A 19,784-nucleotide genomic window follows, 5' to 3' on the forward strand; every position below is an offset into this window, starting at 1 on the left:
GTTTCTGCCGGACGCAGCGTCCTGCCGGGTCAATTGATAGGTAAGTGCTACGCAGGAAAGCCCATTCGTGAGGATGGGAAGCCCGCGCTGTACCGATAGGTCAGCGCCGGGAGATGTCACTGAAATTAAGTCCCCAGAAATGCGCTAATTATCAGCGAGGTTTAGGGCTGCAAGCTTGATTGCATCTACTCTTTAGCATTTTGTGTCGCCCCGGCAGGGGTCTTGCTCGTAAATGTTGACGAACCTGTAGTGCTACATCCATTGTCTCTCCTACTTTCTAGAGATTGGACCTCAAGACTTTTCTCGATTTTAATTTGGAAAGTGATAGGAGAGGGATAAAACGTCTTTAGATTGGTTGTTAACTGGGAACTGTGTTAAATATTTGGTGAGCGTAAAGGCATCCACACCCAGGTCACTATGGTCTTGACTGGCTTTGATTCCGGCTTGAGCGTGCCAAACGGCAGCAGTAGCAGTTAATTGCGCTGGCGAGATCTCTTTTTGAGAGGAAGGTTGTGCCATTAATCCGCCTAATAAGCCGGTGAGGACATCTCCACTGCCCCCTCTGGCAAGGGCGGGGGTACTTTCCGGAATGACCCAAGTTTCAGTTGGGCTAGCAATGACACTTCTTGCCCCTTTGAGAAGAATCGTCGCATCAGTTGCTTGCGCTGCGCTGAGCACAGTTGCCATCGGATCATTAGTCGTGAGGTCGGGGAAAAGTCGTCGAAACTCGCCAGGATGAGGGGTGAGAATCGTTGGCTCAGAGCGGGATTTTAAAGCCGTGCTGGGGGTTAATTCGGCAAGAGCGTTGAGTCCATCGGCATCGATGAGTAAAGGAGTTGTTGCCTCTAAAATCCCTGGTAGCAGCGATCGCGCATCTAAAGTTAAGCCGGGACCAACGGCAACCGTATCATACCGCTCCCATTGTTGCGCGCTGGGAGGAAGTTGCGCGATCGCGCCATTTTCAGTTTCTGGACAATCAATAATTAAGGCTTCGGGGAGATGGGTGACTAACATCGGTTTTAGGGAGGTGGGGGCGGCAATACTAACCATCCCGACGCCGCTTGCCCGTGCGCCTAAACCAGTGAGAATTACGCCTCCTGCATATTGGCGCGATCCAGCAATAATGAGCAAATGTCCTTGTTGATATTTATGGGTAACCAGGGGACGCGGCAGCGGCAAGAAAGAACGAGCTAAATCAGTAGTCATCTGTTTGACAACAGAAGATTTATCGGAGAGGACAGCTTGCACATTAGCGAGAGGGACGCCGAAATCTAGCCGTTCGGTCTTTCCTAAGTAAGAAAGGGCTGAGTCTTGAAAAAACGCTCGTTTCCATAACCCCAAACAGAACGTATGACTTGCCTGAATCGCAGTTCCTAACACTTCTCCCGTATCGGTATGAAGACCAGAGGGGAGATCAATACTCACCACCGGAATTGACCATTGATTAATTGTATCGACAGCAGTGGCTAAATCCCCTTCTAGCGCTCTTGTCATCCCAAAGCCAAATAACCCATCAATAATCAGATTACAGTTAGCTAAATCCTGGACCTTCTCAACAATTGGAATCCCTAAACTTTGAGCATAATCAAGATGGGCTTGGGTTAGTTCTTTTCCTTTCTGTAATGGGCGGTATAAACAGACCTGATATCCTTTAAGATGCAGTTCCCGCGCCACTACTGTCGCATCGCCCCCATTATGCCCAGGACCCACTATTACACCGACTTTTGCCACCTTAGACTGTGGATACAACGTGACAATCCGCTGTGTTACTAGTCCAGCTGCTTTTTCCATCAGTGCTGCCACCGGCATTCCCACTGCAAAGATCCGTTCTTCAATTGCAGCCATTTGCGTTGCATTGACTACAAAGTGTTCAATAGTATCTGTAGAGATTCGATCCATCATAGTTAACCCCCGCCATAGGTGAAATGAAACCAGTGCTTCCTCGACGTTATCATCGACTCCGCGATGTGTTGAACCGACGACAGACGGATTTAACTGTGCTTTTAGAAGATGTGCATAAACCGCATAACTTCTCCGCTATTATTCGCACTTGTGATGCCGTTGGAGTCTTTTCTGCCCATGGGATTTATACCGCAGGGGATGTTCCGGCGTTTAGTGAAACGGCAAAAGGGAGCGAAAAATGGATCAATATTCAGACTCATCCCGATTTAGAAACGGCAGTTCGCCATCTCAAAAGCCAAAACTATACGATTTATGCGGCCCACTTGACAAAAGATGCCGTAGATTATCGCCAGCCGGACTATACACAACCGTCTTGCATTCTGTTGGGTGCCGAGAAATGGGGTGTGAGTTCCGAAGCCATCGCACTTGCGGATCAGGCGATTTATATTCCCATGTTAGGGATGGTACAGTCTTTAAACGTCTCCGTTGCCGCAGCGGTCATTCTGTTTGAAGCACAACGACAAAGACTCGCTGCTGGATCTTATAATCACCCCTCTCTTGATCCAGAAACCTATCAGCAGGTGCTATTCCAGTGGGCTTATCCGGATTTAGCTGCTAAGTATGATGAAGTGGGAAAACATTATCCTGCTTTAGGAGAAAATGGGCAATTTCTGAGAGAGAATTTAGATGCTGAAACGTAAGATGAGGGTAATGAAGTTGGGTTGTGCTAGACACACCCTGCTTTAATGCTCTCCAGGTTGCCCAATTCATGTGGATACAGTACCGTTTAGCCGTCCTCTTCCTAATCCTTCTAGTTGGCTTTTCTCTCAACAACAATCCGTTTCAAAAGCAAGATCCCCCGGTTTTGATACCGCCAACGCCAAAAGTGATTAAAGTTGAAAAATGGCAGCAACAGCTAGGGTATAGAATAGCTATCCTGCGCCAAGCGATTCCAACAGCCAGTCGTGTTGTTCTCGTTCCTGACACAGCAATTTTTTTGCAAGCAATTCAAGAGTGGAATTTACAGCGACGTTATCCGATCTTAATTGAAGACGATCAGTATACGCCCCTATTTTTAAAGCGTTTTCAACCCCAAGTAGTCATCCGATTATCGGCCGTGAAAGCATCCGGCTTTCAAAATCGAAAACGCTTAATGCAAGATGCTATTGCTGCAAGCTGGGAAACTAAAGCAAACACCCTCAAGGAGACTTGGCAACAATTAGGATGGACACCGCCGGGAGTTGTCATGACTTCCATCCATGATTCGGCTGCTGTTGCTGCTGTTGCACTAGCTGCTGATCGCGGACAACCCTTACTGTTTTTAGAAGGATACTACGGAAATTTTAACCAAACGCTTCCTCCACGGGGTTGGAATCATTTGAAGGAGAAAGTGAATCGCTTAGTCGCAAACACCGGATACGACTATCAACACTTGGGAGATACAATTGATACGATTACTTTAGTTCGTAGCTTGCCAGTCAAATATCGCAGCCCAGAAAATCAGGAGTTATTAGCAGTAACAGATGGCTTGGGCAGAAATGAGGGAGGGGAACGGTATGCCATTGCGGGATGGATTTATGGCACTCCAGAGCGATCAGTGTATCAAGCGATGTGTGCTATTTTTTTAGATGCAGATCGGGCTTTACTGTATGATAGTTATCCCCACAGCGAAAATTGGGAAGCTTATCACTTTGGAGAAGCAAGGAAACAATTAGAAACGATTGGTCTGGCAACAACTCACATTGAACAACCTGATGCGAGTCAAATCACTTGGCAAAAGCTTACCGCTCAAGCATGGAATTATGATTTGATGTTTATGAATTCGCGAGGGGGAAAAAGTCATTTTGCCGTCGGTAATGGAAATGCAAACGTCAAAGATATTCCTGATCTTGATATGCCGATGGCAATGCACCTCATACACAGTTTTTCCGCAGCAACTGCTGATGATGTTGGGACGGTCGCGGGACGTTGGTTAGACTACGGAGTATATGCTTATGTGGGCAGTGTTGATGAACCTTATGTCACCGGGTTTGTTCCTCCGCAGGCAATGATTGCTCGTTTATCCTTGAACGTTCCCTTTTTAGTTGCAGCTCGTTATATTGACACTCCTCCTTGGAAAATTACAACGATTGGCGATCCGCTGCTGGTGATTAACGAAACCTATCAAAAACCGGGAGAATAATAGTGGCTCATTGGTCTTGTATCAAGCACTGCGGTGCTTGTTGTTATCTTAACCCTGAAGAGCGACCGGAATTAGACACTTATCTAGATCCAGAAGAATTAGAACAATATTACACTTTAGTCGGTACCGATGGCTGGTGTATTCATTACCAGAAGGAAACCCGTACTTGTGGCATTTACGAAGAACGTCCGAGCTTCTGTCGGGTGAGTGTCGAGAACTTTCAGCGAATGTTTGGGGTCAATGATGATGAATTTGATGAATTTGCTATCGATTGCTGTTGTGAACAAATTGCCAGTGTTTATGGCGAAGACAGTGAGGAAATGACGCGTTATCTCGATGCTGTGGATGAACCGCGATAGAATAGACCAGAAGATTGAAGAATTAACCGAAGCAGTGACTAAACAGCGCGATCGCGTTTCGACTCAGACCTCAGTTCCCACTCCCCCTCGCCTCTTTCACAAGGGGTTTTCCACGGTCTTTTTTTCCACATTTGTAACCATTTTTCTGGCAGAAATTGGAGATAAAACCCAGCTTGCCACCTTACTCATTAGTGCTGAATCGCGATCGCCGTTGGTTGTTTTCTTTGGGGCTGCCCTGGCGCTGATCATGACCAGTTTAATTGGTGTTCTTTTAGGGCAATGGTTGGCGAAACGGTTGTCTCCCCAACGGCTAGAAGTCATTGTTGCTGGACTGCTTCTCGTGATTGCTGTTCTCTTACTCGGAGATGTGGTTGAGGGGGCGTAAAGCATTCACTTTCACTTACTTAAACTCAGTTTCAGAAATCAAAACATTTATGGATTGGCAATTACTTGGATTAACCTTTGTCACCGTTTTTGCAGCAGAAATTGGCGATAAAAGCCAACTCGCCGCGATCGCGCTTGGGGGCAATAGCAAGTCACCAACGGCAGTTTTTCTCGGTTGTATTGCTGCCCTTTTAACAGCGAGCTTTTTAGGCGTCATGTTAGGGGGAGGGGTTGCCCAACTGCTTCCCACTCGTCTACTGAAAGCATTGGCAGCAGTTGGATTTACCTTACTCGCGCTGAAATTATTAATCTTTGAAGAAGCCGAAGCAGACTAAACTGACTTAACTTAATGGTTCTCTTGGGGGTTCCAAGCCCGGAAACTCCAGGTTAAGAGGATTCCACCAACAATAAATTTCATCAATTCTAATCCCCAGTAACCGGCGTGCAGTTCCATCATCTCAGCCGGCATGGTTCGTGCTGATTCAAACCAGTTTAAATCTAATCCTAATCCGCTCATTTGCGGAGTTAGAACATAGTTACAAATCAGTGCAATCCCGAGTAATAAACTAGATAAAATAATTGACCATTGCTGTTGCTTTTTCGGTAAAACGTGATTTTTATTGAGTACGAAAACACCACTTAAAATGATTGCAGCACAGAGTAACTCAATATGATTAAACAAACCAAACATCGAATACCCAGCACTCGCGAAACCCGGTTGGGTCATCATTCCTGCTTCCATCAGAGAAGGAATAATTACAAAGTCTAAGACTAAACTGGCACTCAACCAAAAGCACAGGGTTATAAAAATAACCACTGACCATTGGGTGGGATTTTGCTTTTCATAAGAAATGACATCCATTGTCCTCGGCTCCAAATGAAATCTTCCATTTTTTAGGATAACGGTTTTGAGAGAGCGTGAGGAACAAAAAATCTAAAGTATTATTGAGATTTGAAACAATGCCTCCTTCCTATTAAGTATTGTTAAAAAATCTGGATTCTATTTAAAGACAACAGCCAATTGAGGTGAGGTAAAGTCCGGCTAGAGTTAAGATAATGAGTCTGAATTGTTGGAATAAGTTAACAAATGGAAATCAATTGGCAAACCATTAAGTCTTATGAAGATATCCGTTATGAACAAGCAGCCGGTATTGCGAAACTGACCATTAATCGTCCCCATAAACGGAATGCCTTTCGCCCGAAAACCGTTTTTGAATTGTATGATGCCTTCGCTCGCATTCGGGAAGATACCAGTATCGGTGTCGTTTTATTAACCGGTGCCGGTCCTCATACGGATGGGAAGTATGCGTTTTGTTCCGGTGGCGATCAAAGCGTCCGCGGTAAAGCCGGCTATATGGATGATGAGGGCACGCCACGGCTCAATGTTTTAGATTTACAACGTGCTATTCGTTCCTTACCGAAAGTCGTGATTGCTTTAGTGGCGGGCTATGCCATTGGTGGCGGTCATGTTTTGCATTTAGTGTGTGACCTCACCATTGCTGCGGATAACGCGATTTTTGGGCAAACCGGACCGAAAGTTGGCAGTTTTGATGGGGGTTTTGGGGCAAGTTACCTGGCTCGCATTGTCGGGCAAAAAAAAGCACGGGAAATTTGGTTTTTGTGTCGGCAATATAGTGCTCAGGAAGCACTGGATATGGGCTTGGTGAATACAGTAGTGCCGGTTGACCAATTGGAAGCAGAAGGGATTAACTGGGCCAATGAAATTTTAGATAAAAGTCCTACTGCCATTCGTTGCCTGAAAGCTGCATTTAATGCCGACTGTGATGGTCAAATGGGGTTACAAGAACTCGCCGGCAATGCCACCTTGCTCTACTACATGACGGAGGAAGGGAGCGAAGGAAAACAAGCCTTTCTAGAAAAACGAAAACCGAATTTCCGGGATTACCCGTGGCTTCCATAAACCACACAGAGCCGTTTTGCTCAGATCAATCTGGTCTGACTTATGGTTGATATTTACCATTCTCATGGCTAAAGTGTTGCGTTTGTTAATAAAAATTTACATAATAGAAGCAAAAGCAGCTGAATCAAGCTCATTGAATTACGCAAGAGGTACTAAATTATGGTCGCCACTCGCAACCAATCTCTCATTTCTACTCCAATCGAAGCCGTTGATACTGCCATTACTGAGTTTCAACAGCTGACTACCGATGAACAGTTGGCGGCACTTTGGTTCATCTACTTGCAAACAGGAAAAGCAATTACACCTGCCGCTCCGGGTGCTGCTAGATTACAACTGGCTGAAGGTTTGCTCAATCAAGTGAAAGGAATGCCTCAGCAAGAGCAACTTCAGTTCATGCGTAATTTAGTAGAAAAAGTTAACACTCCTGAAACCCGTTCCTATGGAGTGCTTAGTGCGAATACCAAACTGGCATTCTGGTATCGTTTAGCAGAATGGATGGAAGATGGCACGGTTATTCCGATGCCTTCGGGATATCAACTGTCAGCAAAAGGCAAGCAAGTGATCGCGAAAATCGAATGGCTGGAATTTAACCAGCAAATCACCATCTTACGTCGCATCGTCGTTGATATGGGTATCGATCCCCTTGCCTAGTGTAGTAATGCATTGCTTCGGGATGTCAGGCTGAATGATAAACTGGCATCCCCTACTGAGTGATTCAAATACTAATTAGTGACTTGCTCTTAACTTTTGACCGTGTCTTCTCCCCTTTTCACACTTGGTTGAAAGTTCCCTCACGACTAATTATTCATTGTTAATTATTAATTGATACTACATATGTCCACCGCTTCTCCCTCAAGACAGCGCTTTTCCATTGCAGGGATTGATCATGACTTGGTCAAAACCTACTTCCAAACCCTGAATGATCAAGATTTCAAAGCAACTGCTCATCTATTTGCACAAGAGGGAGAATTACACCCGCCACTAGAAGAACCGGTTGTCGGTAATAGCGCGATCGCGCAATATCTCACCACCGAAGCCGTGGGGATGACTCTCATTCCCCAAAAAGGAACCGTCGCCCGAGAAGATCAAGGAGAATATGATATCCGGGTTCAGGGCTACGTTAAAACGTCTTTATTTACCGTGAATGTCGCTTGGCAATTTTTAATCAACGCCAACAATCAGCTACAAGTTGTTGTTGTCAAGTTGCTGGCTTCTTGGGAAGAACTGGCTCAAATTCAACGTTAAATTACGCCACAGCAGTCGTTTGCCAGGATGCTTCGAGTTGGGTACGACCCAGCAATAAATCTTTTTGAGAACATTGCCAGTCAGGATGAGCTGACATCAAAAGGCTATCTAGGCTTTCTTGATCAAAGAGGTGCCAAACAGGCGCATCATCAATATTACTTTCATAAGCGTAGCAATTGGCACTAATACAAATAATTTTGCCAGCATTCTTGCTGTCTCCGAGTAATAAAGATTCACCGGATTTTAGCGCTCGGAAATGGCGCATGACTTGTTTAAAGGCATCAAAAGAAGCAGCGGTTAAGCCCGGAAGCGTGATGATCTGATCGCGATCGCCGTTAACTGCAATCCAGTAATTTCTTAAGGGATCAATTCCTTCTAACCAAGGAATCTGATCGTCTAGTTGATACCGAGGGATAACAGTGAATCGTGGATACATAAGCCTAACCTTTCAAGCTCAATGAATTGCTCTTTGCAGATATTTCTACTGTCGTACACGATATAAAAAACCTGAGAGGGAAACCATAGAACTTCATAAAACTTATCGCTCTGTTCAGGTTTATTAATCTCTGCAATTGGAAAAAGCCGCAAACATCTGCCCGTTTGAGGGGGATTTCCTGAACTTGGTATAATATAAACTTTTATTAAGTATCGTCATAAAATGCAAACATTTCTTTAAGGGGAGTTTGCGATCTCAATCCAGCGCCAACCAAGAACAAATGATGGCTCGGCTGTTATCCTAAATCTTGGTACGCTGTACTAAACAACTGTTAACTATCCGTAACTTTATATGGACTTCTATGGACTTTACAAGTAATCTTTCTGCTCAACTTAACGTAGGTCTAATCCTTCCTGAGAGCATCATTGTCATTACACTCCTGATTGTCTTAGTGGGCGACTTAATTGTCGGAAAAAACGCAGCGCGAGTCCTTCCCTATATTGGGATTGGGGGCTTACTCGCTTCGATCGTTGCGCTTTACTTGCAGTGGGATGCGGAAAATCCGATCGCGCTGTTAGGGAGTTTTAGTGCTGATGACCTCAGTATTGTTTTTCGCAGCGTGATTGCCCTCTCGACAGCGATTACAATTTTAATGTCAATTCGGTATGTGGAACAAACCGGTTCTGCCCTTTCCGAGTTCATCACAATTATGCTCACCGCAACCTTAGGGGCAATGTTCTTGTCTGGGGCGAATGAACTGGTGATGATTTTTGTGTCTCTGGAAACCCTTAGTATCTCTTCTTATTTAATGACGGGATACATGAAGCGGGATTCTCGTTCTAATGAAGCGGCTTTAAAATATCTTCTCATTGGCGCAGCTAGTTCTGCAGTATTTTTATATGGGTCTTCTCTACTTTATGGACTTTCTGGCGGAGAAACCAGTTTACCGAAAATTGCAGCAGGAATTGCCCAAATGGAAGGGGGAGAACTCACTAGCGCGATCGCGTTGGTCTTTATGATTGCCGGGATTGCTTTTAAAATTTCTGCCGTTCCGTTCCACCAATGGACACCAGATGTTTATGAAGGTTCCCCCACCCCAGTGGTTGCCTTCTTATCCGTTGGTTCCAAAGCCGCGGGATTTGCCCTTGCCATTCGTTTGTTAGTGGTCGCCTTCCCCTTAGAAGAACCGCAATGGCGTCTCATTTTCACCGCCCTTGCCATCTTAAGTATGATTTTAGGGAATGCGGTGGCTCTTGCTCAAACCAGCATGAAACGCCTTCTGGCTTACTCCTCTATTGGTCAAGCCGGATTTATTATGATTGGCATGGTTGCTGCAACCGACGCCGGATATGCCAGCATGATTTTCTATTTACTGGTTTATCTCTTCATGAACCTGGGTGCCTTTACCGGCATTATTCTCTTCTCTCTCCGCACCGGAACCGATCAAATCACGGAATATGCTGGACTGTATCAAAAAGATCCCCTGCTCACCCTTGGTTTAAGTATTTGTCTACTTTCTTTAGGCGGAATTCCCCCGTTAGCCGGCTTTTTTGGTAAGATTTATCTGTTTTGGGCCGGTTGGCAAGCTGGTTTATATGGTTTAGTGATTTTAGGATTGGTTACGAGTGTTATTTCAATTTACTACTACATCCGAGTCGTCAAGATGATGGTCGTGAAAGAACCGCAAGAAATGTCGGAAACCATCCAAAACTATCCCGAAATCCGTTGGAATTTACCCGGAATGCGTCCTTTACAAGTGGGGTTAGTCTTTTCGCTGGTTGTTACTTCCTTGGCGGGCATTTTGTCGAATCCTTTATTCTCCCTTGCCAATGCCTCGGTGAAAAATACAGCGATTTTGAATGCCGAAGCAACCCGTGTTGAAGAAGCCAATGCCGATAATCGTCAAGTCTCCCTGGCTGATCTGAGCGCACCTGCTATTCTAGACAAATAATTATCTTCCGGTCTGGTTTTGACTGGGGGAATGCAGTTGAACTGTATTCCCTCTGGTTTCTCTCGCAATGTTTTCTAAAATGTTTCTATAGCAACAGCGCGATCGTCCCTGTAACTCTGAGACGACCGAACCGGAGTTTGTCTCAACCGTGATCTTTCAATATTTTTTTGCAAGCTGATATGGCTTATCCTCTCTACGTCGCCTTTGTTTGGCATCAGCACCAACCGCTTTATTACTCCTCGCCAGGGCAGTATCATTTACCTTGGGTTCGCTTACATGGGACAAAAGACTATCTCGACCTCATTCTCTTATTACAGCGTTATCCAAAACTTCATCAGACGGTGAATTTGGTTCCAACGCTGATGCAACAACTCGAAGATTATGCGCAAGGAAAGGCCCGTGATCCCTATTTGGATCTAACTTTAACTCCGGAAAAGCATTTAGATCGCGGAAAACGGCAATACATCATTAATCATTTTTTTGATGCCAACTATCGCACGCTCATTGATCCCCATCCCCGCTACCGAGAACTTTATCAGCAGCGTAAAGAACATGGTGCTGTTTGGTGCTTACACAATTGGACGCAACAAGACTATAGCGACCTCCTAGCTTGGCATAATTTAGCTTGGATCGACCCTTTATTTTGGGATGATCCTGAAATTGCCTATTGGTTAAAGAAAGAGAAAGGCTTTACCTTAAAAGATCGGCAACAGATCTACGCTAAACAGCAAGAGATTATTCGCCAGATTCTTCCGCAACATAAACGGATGCAAGAAACGGGGCAACTGGAAATTATTACCAGTCCTTATACCCATCCCATTCTTCCTCTACTGGCCGATACTAACGTTGCTAAAGTTGCCATTCCCGATATTATTCTGCCGGAACATCGTTTTCGTTGGCAAGAAGATATCCCGCCTCATTTAGAAAAAGCAAAAGCCATCTATCAATCCCAATTTGATCGCTTACCGCAAGGATTATGGCCCTCAGAACAAGCGATTAGTCCACAGGTTTTGTCTGATATTGCTGCTGCTGGGTTTAAATGGTTTTGTTCCGATGAAGCAATTTTGGGCTGGACGCTCAATCATTTTTTCCATCGCAATGAAGGAGGAACCCTTTATGCCCCAGAGTTACTCTATCAACCCTATCGTCTTCCCACTTCTCACGGCGATTTAAATGTTGTTTTCCGCGATCATCGGTTATCCGATTTAATTGGCTTTACCTACAGTAAACTGTCGGCAAAAACGGCAGCGAAAGACTTTATTGGTCGTTTAGACGCGATCGCGCAACGTTTGGGTACCCCCATCGAATATCCCTGGTTAGTCACCATTGCCTTAGACGGCGAAAATTGTTGGGAAGAGTATCTTCAAGATGGGAAACCTTTTTTAGAAACGCTCTATCAAAGCCTTAGCGATCATCCCGGCATTGAATTGGTGACTGTTTCTGAATTTCTCGAAAAATATCCCCCCACAGCCACCTTACCCAGTCAACAATTACACAGTGGATCTTGGGTCGATGGCGACTTGACCACTTGGATTGGCGATCCGGTGAAAAATCGGGCTTGGGATTTACTCAATGCCGCCCGAGAAACCCTAGCCCAACATCCTGAAGCCAGCGAAGAAGCGTGGGAAGCCCTCTATGCAGCAGAAGGATCCGATTGGTTTTGGTGGTTTGGAGAAGGACATTCATCGAATCAAGATGCCATTTTTGATCAACTCTTTCGCAATCACCTTGCCAATATTTATCAAGCACTCCACCTCCCAATTCCCGAAGATCTCAAGCACCCCCTAGAGTCTCATCAACGGAAAAAATCCCATCCGCCTCTTAGTTTTATTCATCCCTTTATTGATGGTATTGCTGATGAACAAGACTGGGATAAAGCCGGGCGGATTGATATTGCTACCAGTGGGGCGATGCACCAGAATAGTGATGTCAAGCGCTTATGGTATGGCTTAGATCATCTCAATTTTTATTTCCGGTTTGATTTCAAAAAAGGGGGACAACCCGGTACCAACTTACCGCCAGAGTTACATTTATTTTGGTTCTATCCGGGGGTAACTTTAATTAATAGTCAGCTTCCCTTACACAAGGTTCCCCAACATCCTCCACTCAATTATTTATATCATCATCACCTCGGAATTAATATTGTTGAAGAAACGATTTGGTTAGAAGAAGCAACCGATCATAATCGTTGGTTTGGTCGTCGCACCAGAGCGAAGTTTTATTTTAATGATTGTCTGGAATTATCGGTGCCTTGGGACGATTTAGGAATGTCTCCCGATATTTTTCTCAATATTATTGCTGTTTTCAGCGATCGCGCTCAGTTTCGTAGCTACCTCCCCGAACAAGAGTTTGTGGTTTTACAAATTCCTTAAACCTGTCAAGGATGATGAATACTTATACTCTCAATTTGCAACCAATTTTAAAGCTTGATGATGAGCAATTCTTACAATTATCCCAAGCTAATCCTGACTTAAAGTTTGAAAGAAGTCAACAAGGAAACTTAATCATTATGTCGCCAACTGGAGGTGAAACAGGAAATCGTAATGCCGAGTTAATCATTGAATTTGGACTTTGGAATCGCTGGAAACAACTCGGACAAGTATTTGATTCTTCTACTGGATTTAAGTTGCCCAACGGTGCAATTCGTTCTCCTGATGTCGCTTGGGTCAAACAAGAACGCTGGAATCGTTTATCAATTGAAGAAAAGCGAAAATTCCCCAATCTTGCTCCCGATTTTGTCTTGGAGTTACGCTCAAAAACCGATTCCTTAGCTGAGATACAAGCAAAACTCAAGGGGTACATTGAAAATGGAGTCAGACTCGGTTGGTTAATTAATCCCCTCGAAAAACAAGTGGAAATTTATCGTCCCGGGAAAGTAACAGAAGTTTTAGATGATCCACAACAAGTTTCTGGAGAAGAAGTTTTGCCCGAATTTACGTTAGATTTAAGTTTAGTTTGGGAATAGAAACAGACCCATGAATACTTACACGGTGAAATTACAGCCTATTGTCAGGCTTGATGATGAGCAATTCTTACAATTATCGCAAGCCAATCCTGACTTAAAGTTTGAAAGAAGTCAACAAGGGAACTTAATTATCATGTCGCCAACGGGAGGTAAAACAGGGAACCGTAATGCTGAACTCATTGGTGAATTTATTATTTGGAATCGCCGGAAACAACTCGGACAAGTATTTGATTCTTCTACTGGATTTAAGTTAGCCAATGGTGCGATTCGGTCTCCTGATGTCGCTTGGGTCAAACAAGAACGCTGGAATAATCTATCAACTGAAGAAAAGCGAAAATTCCCCAATCTTGCGCCTGATTTTGTCTTAGAATTACGCTCGGAAACCGATTCCTTAACCGAGACACAAGCGAAACTTAGGGAATACATTGAAAATGGAGTTAGACTCGGTTGGTTAATTAACCCCCTAGACAAACAAGTGGAAATTTATCATCCCGGGAAAGCCACAGAAGTTTTAGATAATCCACAACAAGTTTCTGGAGAAGAAGTTTTGCCCGAATTTACGTTAGATTTAAGTTTAGTTTGGGAATAAACATTCTTGCTCTGATCAGGAGAAACAATCTTCCAGCCTAAGCGAGTAGGTTGTTGATAAATTTTTTTCAGGGTATTGATATCGCGAGGCGAAATTGAAGGGGATTGTCGCACTTGGGAGAAATATAAGGCATCATCAGGATGCGGACTATGTCCCCAAATCCCTAAAGCATGACCGATTTCATGACGTGCTGTCGCTAGGGTATGGGCTTGGCTTTGGTGGGGGCTGATTTCGATCTTCATGCGGTGAATTAATTGTTTCCCTGCTAAATCAAACTTATAATGGGTGCGGGCATTACGAGCGCGAGAAAACCTGATTAATCCGGTTTCTGGGTTACGAGTAGTATTGAGGGGAGGGCGCGATCGCGCAATAATAATATTCGCTTCAGCGCGATTATCCACTCTTTTTAGAGGCAAATATTCATCCCATTCCGCAAGGGCTGTCGTGACTGCGTTGACCCACTCTTGCAACCGTTGATCGCTTGGAGAAGCACTCCCTAAATCAAGATAGACTTTCACAGGAAACTCAGACCAAATCAAATAACCCAACGGACTCTCTTCAACCGCTGAAAAATAATCCCCCCCTTCCAAAGCACTCTGCCATTGTGCTAAAGCAGGAGGAAGGGGATGAGATTGTAAAGGAGGAAGCGAGGCTTGGGAGGGAACACTTTCTGCATCCACAGAGTAAAAAAAAGAAACTGTCATTGCAGCGATCAAAATCAGACCGTTCGTAACAATAGCAATGACAGTCATTTTAATAAGTGTCCGCTGGTGCATAACTTGACAACTAGGCAGGATAAATCCGTAAACGTCGATTCGGTTCTTCCCCGAAACTATCGGATTTCAAGCGATAATGTTCGGCAAGTTCATGCTGCATCCGTCGGACTTTTGCCGGACGAGGGAGTAATTCTACTGGTTGTCCTTTGGGAATGACAATTTGTTCCACCGCTAACCTTGCTTCTTCTAGCGCTTCAATCTCGTCTTGATTGCTACTTTCGCTAAACATCCGCAAATCCATCCCTTCGGAAGTGGTTGGATCAAGATCGAGTAAACGCTGCAGGGTACGGCTAATTTGCGGTAAGGTATTGGATTTGACCACGTGAATCGGGACTTCTTTCGTTTTTGCCATCTGACGCAACTTGGAATGATTCTTCACCTGCGATCGCAGCGCCATCACCGCATCCGCCGAATCAATATCTTTAGTCAGTACGATGGGTAATTTGGATAATTCCAGCACCTGATCTAACAAGTTACGACTAATGCCATAGGGATAGACATAAACCGGCCAATCTTCCCCATTCGGACCCGGTGTGCGAACTTTTTCCGTTGGTCCTTCTGGTTGCTGCCAAGATTGATCCAACATCTGCTCAAATTCCGGATTGTGCGGTGGCGATGGATCAACGGGGGTCATTTGTCCTGAAGCACGCCATCCTGTGGGACGGGGCAAAACCGGATTTTGCAAGCGATTTTTCCCATTCATTCCTGGCGGTTGACCGCCTTGGGTGGAAATTTCCACTTCCCCCTGTTCATTCGCTGACCGGACTTCCGTTACCGGATCATGTCCGCGTAAGAGTTGGTCAATGGTAACTGACACGTCTTGATGAACCACCCAACGTCGTCTTTCCAGCATTTCCACCGCAATATCAAAGGTAGGAAGGGCTTTGCGTTCTAAAACCGTTTTTTGTGAACCCCGGCGTCGCGCTTCTTCATCCCCTAAAGTAACCGCTTGAATGCCGCCAATTAAGTCGGAGAGGGTGGGGTTTTTAATTAAATTATCCAGTTGGTTGCCGTGGGCAGTACCGACTAACTGCACCCCCCGTTCGGCAATGGTACGGGCGGCTAAGGCTTCTAATTCCGTGCCAATTTCATCAATGACAATCACTTCCGGCATATGATTTTCCACTGCCTCGATCATTACCTGATGCTGTAATTCGGGGCTTGCCACTTGCATCCGTCGCGCCCGTCCAATGGAAGGGTGAGGTATATCGCCATCGCCCGCAATTTCATTAGAGGTATCGATAATCACTACCCGCTTATTTAAATCATCCGCCAACACCCGTGCAATCTCCCGCAGTGCTGTGGTTTTCCCCACACCAGGACGACCGAGCATCAAAATAGACCGACCGGTCTCCACTAAATCACGAATCATGCCAATGGTGCCATAAACGGCCCGTCCAATGCGACAGGTTAAACCCACAATTTCTCCAGTGCGGTTGCGCATAGCACTGATGCGGTGTAAAGTCCGTTCAATTCCTGCTCGGTTATCGCCACTAAACATCCCCACGCGATCGCTGCAAAATTGAAGATCTTCGCGAGTGACCGTTGCCTCACTCAGGTATTCCCAATGATTGGCAAAGCGCGCTTCCGGCTTTCGTCCCAGATCAATGACCACTTCAATCAATTCCCCGCGCTGTGGATGATGGGTCAAGTGGTTAGAAATTTCTGGCGGCAAGGTGGCGAGTAAAGCATCCAAGTCATCAGTCACCTGCATCCGTTGAAATAAAGGTTTTTCCTTTTCCGTATTGTTTACAGCATCATGATCAAATTGATTTTGCTGATCCGATTGGCGTTGATTTTGGCTCACCATAAACGTTTTTAACAGGTTAATTCAGTTCGCGATTCACTCGTGGTAAGTGGGTTTGTCTTTGCTTGCTGTCGATTTCGTTTCAGTTGGGATACTAAAGTATCGGCTTGGCTGACAGCCTGCCATAATAATTCAGGATGATTTTCTAATTGCAAGGAAGATCCATTGCTTCCAAGTGCTGAATTGGGGTCATAAAACTGCTCTAGAGACTCTAAAAATGAGCTTAACTGAGAACGAGCAAAGCTGCCATAAGCAATTCCTGCAACATAAGACTGAGGAAAATCAGGAGGAACGTTGAGTAGTTTTTCAGAATGGAGTTTGGTTACGGTATGTTGATTGGTTCCTCCTGCCAGTTGCACATAGCCTGGTAAGTTGGCGTGTAGAACTTTCTGTGCTAACTTGACCGTGGCGCGCGTCGTTCCCATCCCTAAATCTCCACTCATGGGTCGGCCATCGGTTTGCCAAATTAAAGGACAAGGTAAGGGAGAAATGATTTGATAGAGTGCTTTTAAGTAGTCAATTAATTTGGGGTCATCTGGACAACTAATGGCGAGAAGTTTCAGTTGAGGCAGAATTGGCTGCAGGGACTCCCACAATTGTTGAAATTCCCTTTCTCGTCCAGCTTGGGTATGAATCTCGATCGCGTCAATGTTGAATTCCTTTAACTGTTCAACCACCGTACTCGCAGACAATTGATGCGATTGGGTGGTAATCAGTTGCGAGGGACAAACCGGTAAACAACGTCCACAACCGTAACAGCGATCAGTAATGACACCGGAGAAATCAATGGCATTTGCCGGACAAACCGCTTCACAAGGACGGTGACAATCTATGGGACACGAATCAGGATTAAACGTCGCTTTACGAAAATGAGGGTCTTCTCCATCATTAAGACTGACCATTAACCAAGGACGACCTTGCGTCAGAAAGCCTTGCGCGATCGCGCGCTCCTGTAATGCTTCTGCAACGGATAATCCTTCCTTGGCTGCTGCTACAACTGCAGAATCGGCAGCCACATCAATGCAATCTGCACCGGCTAAGGCATAGACCAAACTGAGCTGTCTGACTGCCGGGAGATGCTGATAACTGGCACCACAAATCAGCTTAAACCAGTGTCCTGCTTGTAAAGATTGTAAAGGGAAGTACATATCGTTCACACTTCCTATGTTATAGCGATTCAGCAAAATTGGGGAGGGGGCATCAAGTTTTCTCAATGGTTACTGAAGATTGCAAATAATTTTCGATCTTAAATTTTCAGAGAAGGACCCTCGCCGCCAAATATTTTTTAATCTACAATGCAGGACTATTAAATAAAGAGGATCTCTTGCTAAACTAAACCCAATTAGCCAAAACAGAGGTTGATTATGGGGATTTCCTTAAAAAAAGGAGAACGCGTCTCCTCAGAAAGATGGACAATGGCGTATGAGCGCTGTTGGTGCGGGTTATGAAGGTGGGTTACAAGCTATTCTGAATCGTTACTACAACTAGAAAAACTAGAAAAGATGGGTATCAACTTACAAAAAGGACAACGGATTTCACTGAAAAAAGAAGCGCCAAGTTTAAGCCGATTAATGTGTGCTTTAGGTTGGGATGTGGTTGATCGTTCCCGAGGCTTAAATTCCATGTTTAAAGCGGATTATGACCTCGATGCTTCAGTGTTGTGTCTCGATGAAAACGATCAGCTCAAAGGCAACTCGAATGTTGTTTATTTTGGCAATTTGAGTCATCAATCGGGATCAATTACCCATTTAGGAGATAACTTAACAGGTGCAGGAGAAGGGGATGATGAGCAAATTATCGTTGATTTACCGAAAATTCCTACAGAAATTGCGAAACTCGTTTTTGTTGTCAATATCTATGATGCTGTTAAACGAAAACACGATTTTGGACAAGTGGAAAATGCCTTTGTGCGTCTAGTTGACTTAGACAATAACCAAGAAATTGCCCGTTACACCCTTTCTGGAAATGACTATCAAGGTAAAACCAGTATGCTACTGGCTGAGGTATATCGCCATAATGATGAGTGGAAAATGGCTGCAGTTGGCAATGGTCTGGAACTAGATGGCTTACAACAAGTGGTTAATCATTATCTGTAAGTGAAAAATTGGCTATTGTTATCACTTGATCAATTTTTGTCTATCTCCACCAACTGAGTCGAACCTTACTGTTAGCAGATTTACTGAAAATTTTATCAACTATACCCCAAATCCGAATTGGACTTTACAATTTTGGATGAGATGGGTCTTTCAACTGTGGCATCAACCCCAACCAGCTCCTGAATACCAGTTAGGTTGGGGCGATCAGAGAGGAGTTCGCCATTGCTTAGAGCGTATCCTGAGTTGCGATTTTCAAAGGGTATTGCTGTCTCACGGCGGACCGATTGAAACAGATGCACACCGTTAACTTCGGGTCGCTTAGTACTTGTAATCCTCTATTTCTAGTTAGTAAAGACAATCGCTCACTCACGCTTAAAACACTCCTATCTAGCCAATGTAACTTTTAAAAGGAGGTTATGATTTCACTTCGTCGGTGGTGGGGTCGGTATGGTTCACAATTGATCTTAGTTGGATTGCTCTTGCTAACAGCAGGAATCATTCGACAGACACAAGCTGTGCCTATTTATGAATTATATTATTGGCTAACACGCCCCATTGAAATGGCGCAAGCGAATCAACAAAGAGAATTGACCAATGCCAGAATTCAAGAGCTGGAGCAGCAAGTTGAGGAATTACAACAACAAAATCAACGCTTAAAGGAACTCTCAGGATATCTTGAAAATCATTCGACACCGTTAAAAACCGCCCCAATTATTGGCCGCAGTGCAGATCATTGGTGGGAACAGATGGCAATTGGTCTGGGTAAGAATGAGGGGATTCATCAAGGAGATATTGTTACCGGATTAGGAGGGTTGGTAGGGCGAGTAGAACAGGTTACGCCTCACTCAAGCCTAGTCTTACTGATTAGCGATCCTAAAAGTCGAGTCGGAGCGATTATTAGTCGAAGCCGTGATATGGGATTTATTCGGGGTGAAGGAGAGCAACAAGTAGTGATGCGTTTTTTTGAAAAAGTACCCGATGTAAAAGTAGGAGATAGTGTCTTGACCTCTCCTGCAAGTCGTTTGTTTCCACCAGGAATTCCAGTGGGAAAAGTAACAGCTCTCAATTTAGATCAAGCCCCCGCACCCGAAGCAACAATCACTCTCAATGTTCCCATGGAAGAATTGGAATGGGTTTTTGTTCAACCCAAGACAAATCATGAGTAATAAGG

At 44.7% G+C, this 19,784-nt stretch carries 20 protein-coding genes and 2 pseudogenes; 16 read left to right on the plus strand and 6 right to left on the minus strand.

Annotation, left to right across the window (positions count from 1 at the left end):
- Window positions 1–309 precede the first annotated feature (309 nt).
- Window positions 310–1,902, minus strand: a complete 1,593-nt coding sequence (locus tag GVY04_03920; GenBank protein NBD15303.1) for an NAD(P)H-hydrate dehydratase — start codon at window positions 1,900–1,902, stop codon at window positions 310–312.
- A gap of 23 nt (window positions 1,903–1,925) precedes the next feature.
- Between GVY04_03920 and trmH the strand changes: the two genes are divergently transcribed.
- The 5 genes from trmH (at window position 1,926) to GVY04_03945 (ending at window position 5,162) form a co-directional block, all read left to right on the plus strand.
- On the plus strand, window positions 1,926–2,603 hold the full coding sequence (trmH, locus tag GVY04_03925) for a tRNA (guanosine(18)-2'-O)-methyltransferase TrmH (protein ID NBD15304.1): 678 nt from the start codon (window positions 1,926–1,928) through the stop codon (window positions 2,601–2,603).
- A 68-nt stretch (window positions 2,604–2,671) separates the two neighbouring features.
- Complete coding sequence (locus tag GVY04_03930; GenBank protein ID NBD15305.1) at window positions 2,672–4,084, plus strand: hypothetical protein; 1,413 nt, start codon at window positions 2,672–2,674, stop codon at window positions 4,082–4,084.
- A 2-nt stretch (window positions 4,085–4,086) separates the two neighbouring features.
- Window positions 4,087–4,443, plus strand: a complete 357-nt coding sequence (locus GVY04_03935) for a YkgJ family cysteine cluster protein (GenBank protein NBD15306.1) — start codon at window positions 4,087–4,089, stop codon at window positions 4,441–4,443.
- A gap of 34 nt (window positions 4,444–4,477) precedes the next feature.
- A complete protein-coding gene (locus GVY04_03940; GenBank protein NBD15307.1) occupies window positions 4,478–4,828 on the plus strand; it encodes a TMEM165/GDT1 family protein in 351 nt (116 codons plus the stop codon).
- Between the two features lie 49 nt (window positions 4,829–4,877).
- Window positions 4,878–5,162, plus strand: coding sequence for a TMEM165/GDT1 family protein (locus GVY04_03945; protein ID NBD15308.1), 285 nt, complete (start codon window positions 4,878–4,880; stop codon window positions 5,160–5,162).
- A gap of 11 nt (window positions 5,163–5,173) precedes the next feature.
- Here GVY04_03945 and GVY04_03950 read toward each other — a convergent pair whose 3' ends face one another.
- The gene (locus tag GVY04_03950) at window positions 5,174–5,689 is read right to left on the minus strand and encodes a DUF4149 domain-containing protein (protein ID NBD15309.1); all 516 of its coding nucleotides are present in this window, start codon (window positions 5,687–5,689) and stop codon (window positions 5,174–5,176) included.
- A gap of 225 nt (window positions 5,690–5,914) precedes the next feature.
- On the opposite strand from GVY04_03950, the gene menB reads away from it, so the two are divergent.
- The 3 genes from menB to GVY04_03965 all read left to right on the plus strand — a co-directional run bounded on the left by menB (window position 5,915) and on the right by GVY04_03965 (window position 7,993).
- Window positions 5,915–6,748 carry a 1,4-dihydroxy-2-naphthoyl-CoA synthase gene (menB, locus tag GVY04_03955; protein ID NBD15310.1) on the plus strand — a complete coding sequence of 278 codons (834 nt, stop codon included), beginning with the start codon at window positions 5,915–5,917 and terminating at the stop codon, window positions 6,746–6,748.
- Between the two features lie 159 nt (window positions 6,749–6,907).
- On the plus strand, window positions 6,908–7,399 hold the full coding sequence (locus tag GVY04_03960) for an Orange carotenoid protein (protein ID NBD15311.1): 492 nt from the start codon (window positions 6,908–6,910) through the stop codon (window positions 7,397–7,399).
- Between the two features lie 183 nt (window positions 7,400–7,582).
- Window positions 7,583–7,993: a nuclear transport factor 2 family protein gene (locus GVY04_03965; GenBank protein NBD15312.1), complete on the plus strand. Its 411-nt coding sequence runs from the start codon at window positions 7,583–7,585 to the stop codon at window positions 7,991–7,993.
- A gap of 1 nt (window position 7,994) precedes the next feature.
- Here GVY04_03965 and GVY04_03970 read toward each other — a convergent pair whose 3' ends face one another.
- The gene (locus GVY04_03970; GenBank protein NBD15313.1) at window positions 7,995–8,429 is read right to left on the minus strand and encodes a hypothetical protein; all 435 of its coding nucleotides are present in this window, start codon (window positions 8,427–8,429) and stop codon (window positions 7,995–7,997) included.
- A gap of 361 nt (window positions 8,430–8,790) precedes the next feature.
- Here GVY04_03970 and GVY04_03975 point away from each other — a divergent pair, with 361 nt between their 5' ends.
- From GVY04_03975 to GVY04_03990, 4 genes are all read left to right on the plus strand, one after another.
- A complete protein-coding gene (locus tag GVY04_03975; protein ID NBD15314.1) occupies window positions 8,791–10,380 on the plus strand; it encodes an NAD(P)H-quinone oxidoreductase subunit N in 1,590 nt (529 codons plus the stop codon).
- Window positions 10,381–10,559: 179 nt separating this feature from the next.
- Window positions 10,560–12,752, plus strand: a complete 2,193-nt coding sequence (locus GVY04_03980; GenBank protein ID NBD15315.1) for a glycoside hydrolase — start codon at window positions 10,560–10,562, stop codon at window positions 12,750–12,752.
- Between the two features lie 14 nt (window positions 12,753–12,766).
- On the plus strand, window positions 12,767–13,345 hold the full coding sequence (locus tag GVY04_03985) for a Uma2 family endonuclease (protein ID NBD15316.1): 579 nt from the start codon (window positions 12,767–12,769) through the stop codon (window positions 13,343–13,345).
- Window positions 13,346–13,355: 10 nt separating this feature from the next.
- Window positions 13,356–13,934: a Uma2 family endonuclease gene (locus tag GVY04_03990; protein NBD15317.1), complete on the plus strand. Its 579-nt coding sequence runs from the start codon at window positions 13,356–13,358 to the stop codon at window positions 13,932–13,934.
- 26 nt (window positions 13,935–13,960) lie between these two features.
- Here the strand turns inward: GVY04_03990 and GVY04_03995 are convergent.
- The 3 genes and pseudogenes from GVY04_03995 to GVY04_04005 all read right to left on the minus strand — a co-directional run bounded on the left by GVY04_03995 (window position 13,961) and on the right by GVY04_04005 (window position 17,674).
- A pseudogene (locus GVY04_03995) lies at window positions 13,961–14,710 on the minus strand (matrixin family metalloprotease).
- Between the two features lie 10 nt (window positions 14,711–14,720).
- Window positions 14,721–16,424, minus strand: a complete 1,704-nt coding sequence (locus tag GVY04_04000; GenBank protein NBD15318.1) for an AAA family ATPase — start codon at window positions 16,422–16,424, stop codon at window positions 14,721–14,723.
- Window positions 16,425–16,528: 104 nt separating this feature from the next.
- A complete protein-coding gene (locus GVY04_04005) occupies window positions 16,529–17,674 on the minus strand; it encodes a 4Fe-4S ferredoxin (GenBank protein ID NBD15319.1) in 1,146 nt (381 codons plus the stop codon).
- 244 nt (window positions 17,675–17,918) lie between these two features.
- Between GVY04_04005 and GVY04_04010 the strand changes: the two are divergent.
- The 4 genes and pseudogenes from GVY04_04010 to mreC all read left to right on the plus strand — a co-directional run bounded on the left by GVY04_04010 (window position 17,919) and on the right by mreC (window position 19,779).
- Window positions 17,919–18,005 (plus strand): annotated as a pseudogene (locus tag GVY04_04010) (chemical-damaging agent resistance protein C).
- 14 nt (window positions 18,006–18,019) lie between these two features.
- Entirely contained in the window at window positions 18,020–18,613 is a 594-nt protein-coding gene (locus GVY04_04015; protein NBD15320.1) for a TerD family protein, read from the plus strand.
- Between the two features lie 136 nt (window positions 18,614–18,749).
- A complete protein-coding gene (locus tag GVY04_04020; protein NBD15321.1) occupies window positions 18,750–18,920 on the plus strand; it encodes a hypothetical protein in 171 nt (56 codons plus the stop codon).
- A gap of 109 nt (window positions 18,921–19,029) precedes the next feature.
- Window positions 19,030–19,779, plus strand: a complete 750-nt coding sequence (gene mreC, locus GVY04_04025) for a rod shape-determining protein MreC (protein NBD15322.1) — start codon at window positions 19,030–19,032, stop codon at window positions 19,777–19,779.
- Window positions 19,780–19,784 lie beyond the last annotated feature (5 nt).

The sequence above is a fragment of the Cyanobacteria bacterium GSL.Bin1 genome (genome assembly GCA_009909085.1).
Lineage (GTDB): Bacteria > Cyanobacteriota > Cyanobacteriia > Cyanobacteriales > Rubidibacteraceae > Halothece.

Coding starts and splice junctions, on each gene's coding strand:
- GVY04_03920 (NBD15303.1), bottom strand. CDS start 1,902: ATGATGGATCGAATCTCTACAGATACTATTGAACACTTTGTAGTCAAT.
- trmH (NBD15304.1), top strand. CDS start 1,926: ATGAAACCAGTGCTTCCTCGACGTTATCATCGACTCCGCGATGTGTTG.
- GVY04_03930 (NBD15305.1), top strand. CDS start 2,672: ATGTGGATACAGTACCGTTTAGCCGTCCTCTTCCTAATCCTTCTAGTT.
- GVY04_03945 (NBD15308.1), top strand. CDS start 4,878: ATGGATTGGCAATTACTTGGATTAACCTTTGTCACCGTTTTTGCAGCA.
- GVY04_03950 (NBD15309.1), bottom strand. CDS start 5,689: ATGGATGTCATTTCTTATGAAAAGCAAAATCCCACCCAATGGTCAGTG.
- menB (NBD15310.1), top strand. CDS start 5,915: ATGGAAATCAATTGGCAAACCATTAAGTCTTATGAAGATATCCGTTAT.
- GVY04_03960 (NBD15311.1), top strand. CDS start 6,908: ATGGTCGCCACTCGCAACCAATCTCTCATTTCTACTCCAATCGAAGCC.
- GVY04_03965 (NBD15312.1), top strand. CDS start 7,583: ATGTCCACCGCTTCTCCCTCAAGACAGCGCTTTTCCATTGCAGGGATT.
- GVY04_03970 (NBD15313.1), bottom strand. CDS start 8,429: ATGTATCCACGATTCACTGTTATCCCTCGGTATCAACTAGACGATCAG.
- GVY04_03975 (NBD15314.1), top strand. CDS start 8,791: ATGGACTTTACAAGTAATCTTTCTGCTCAACTTAACGTAGGTCTAATC.
- GVY04_03980 (NBD15315.1), top strand. CDS start 10,560: ATGGCTTATCCTCTCTACGTCGCCTTTGTTTGGCATCAGCACCAACCG.
- GVY04_03985 (NBD15316.1), top strand. CDS start 12,767: ATGAATACTTATACTCTCAATTTGCAACCAATTTTAAAGCTTGATGAT.
- GVY04_03990 (NBD15317.1), top strand. CDS start 13,356: ATGAATACTTACACGGTGAAATTACAGCCTATTGTCAGGCTTGATGAT.
- GVY04_04000 (NBD15318.1), bottom strand. CDS start 16,424: ATGCAGGTGACTGATGACTTGGATGCTTTACTCGCCACCTTGCCGCCA.
- GVY04_04015 (NBD15320.1), top strand. CDS start 18,020: ATGGGTATCAACTTACAAAAAGGACAACGGATTTCACTGAAAAAAGAA.
- GVY04_04020 (NBD15321.1), top strand. CDS start 18,750: ATGAGATGGGTCTTTCAACTGTGGCATCAACCCCAACCAGCTCCTGAA.
- mreC (NBD15322.1), top strand. CDS start 19,030: ATGATTTCACTTCGTCGGTGGTGGGGTCGGTATGGTTCACAATTGATC.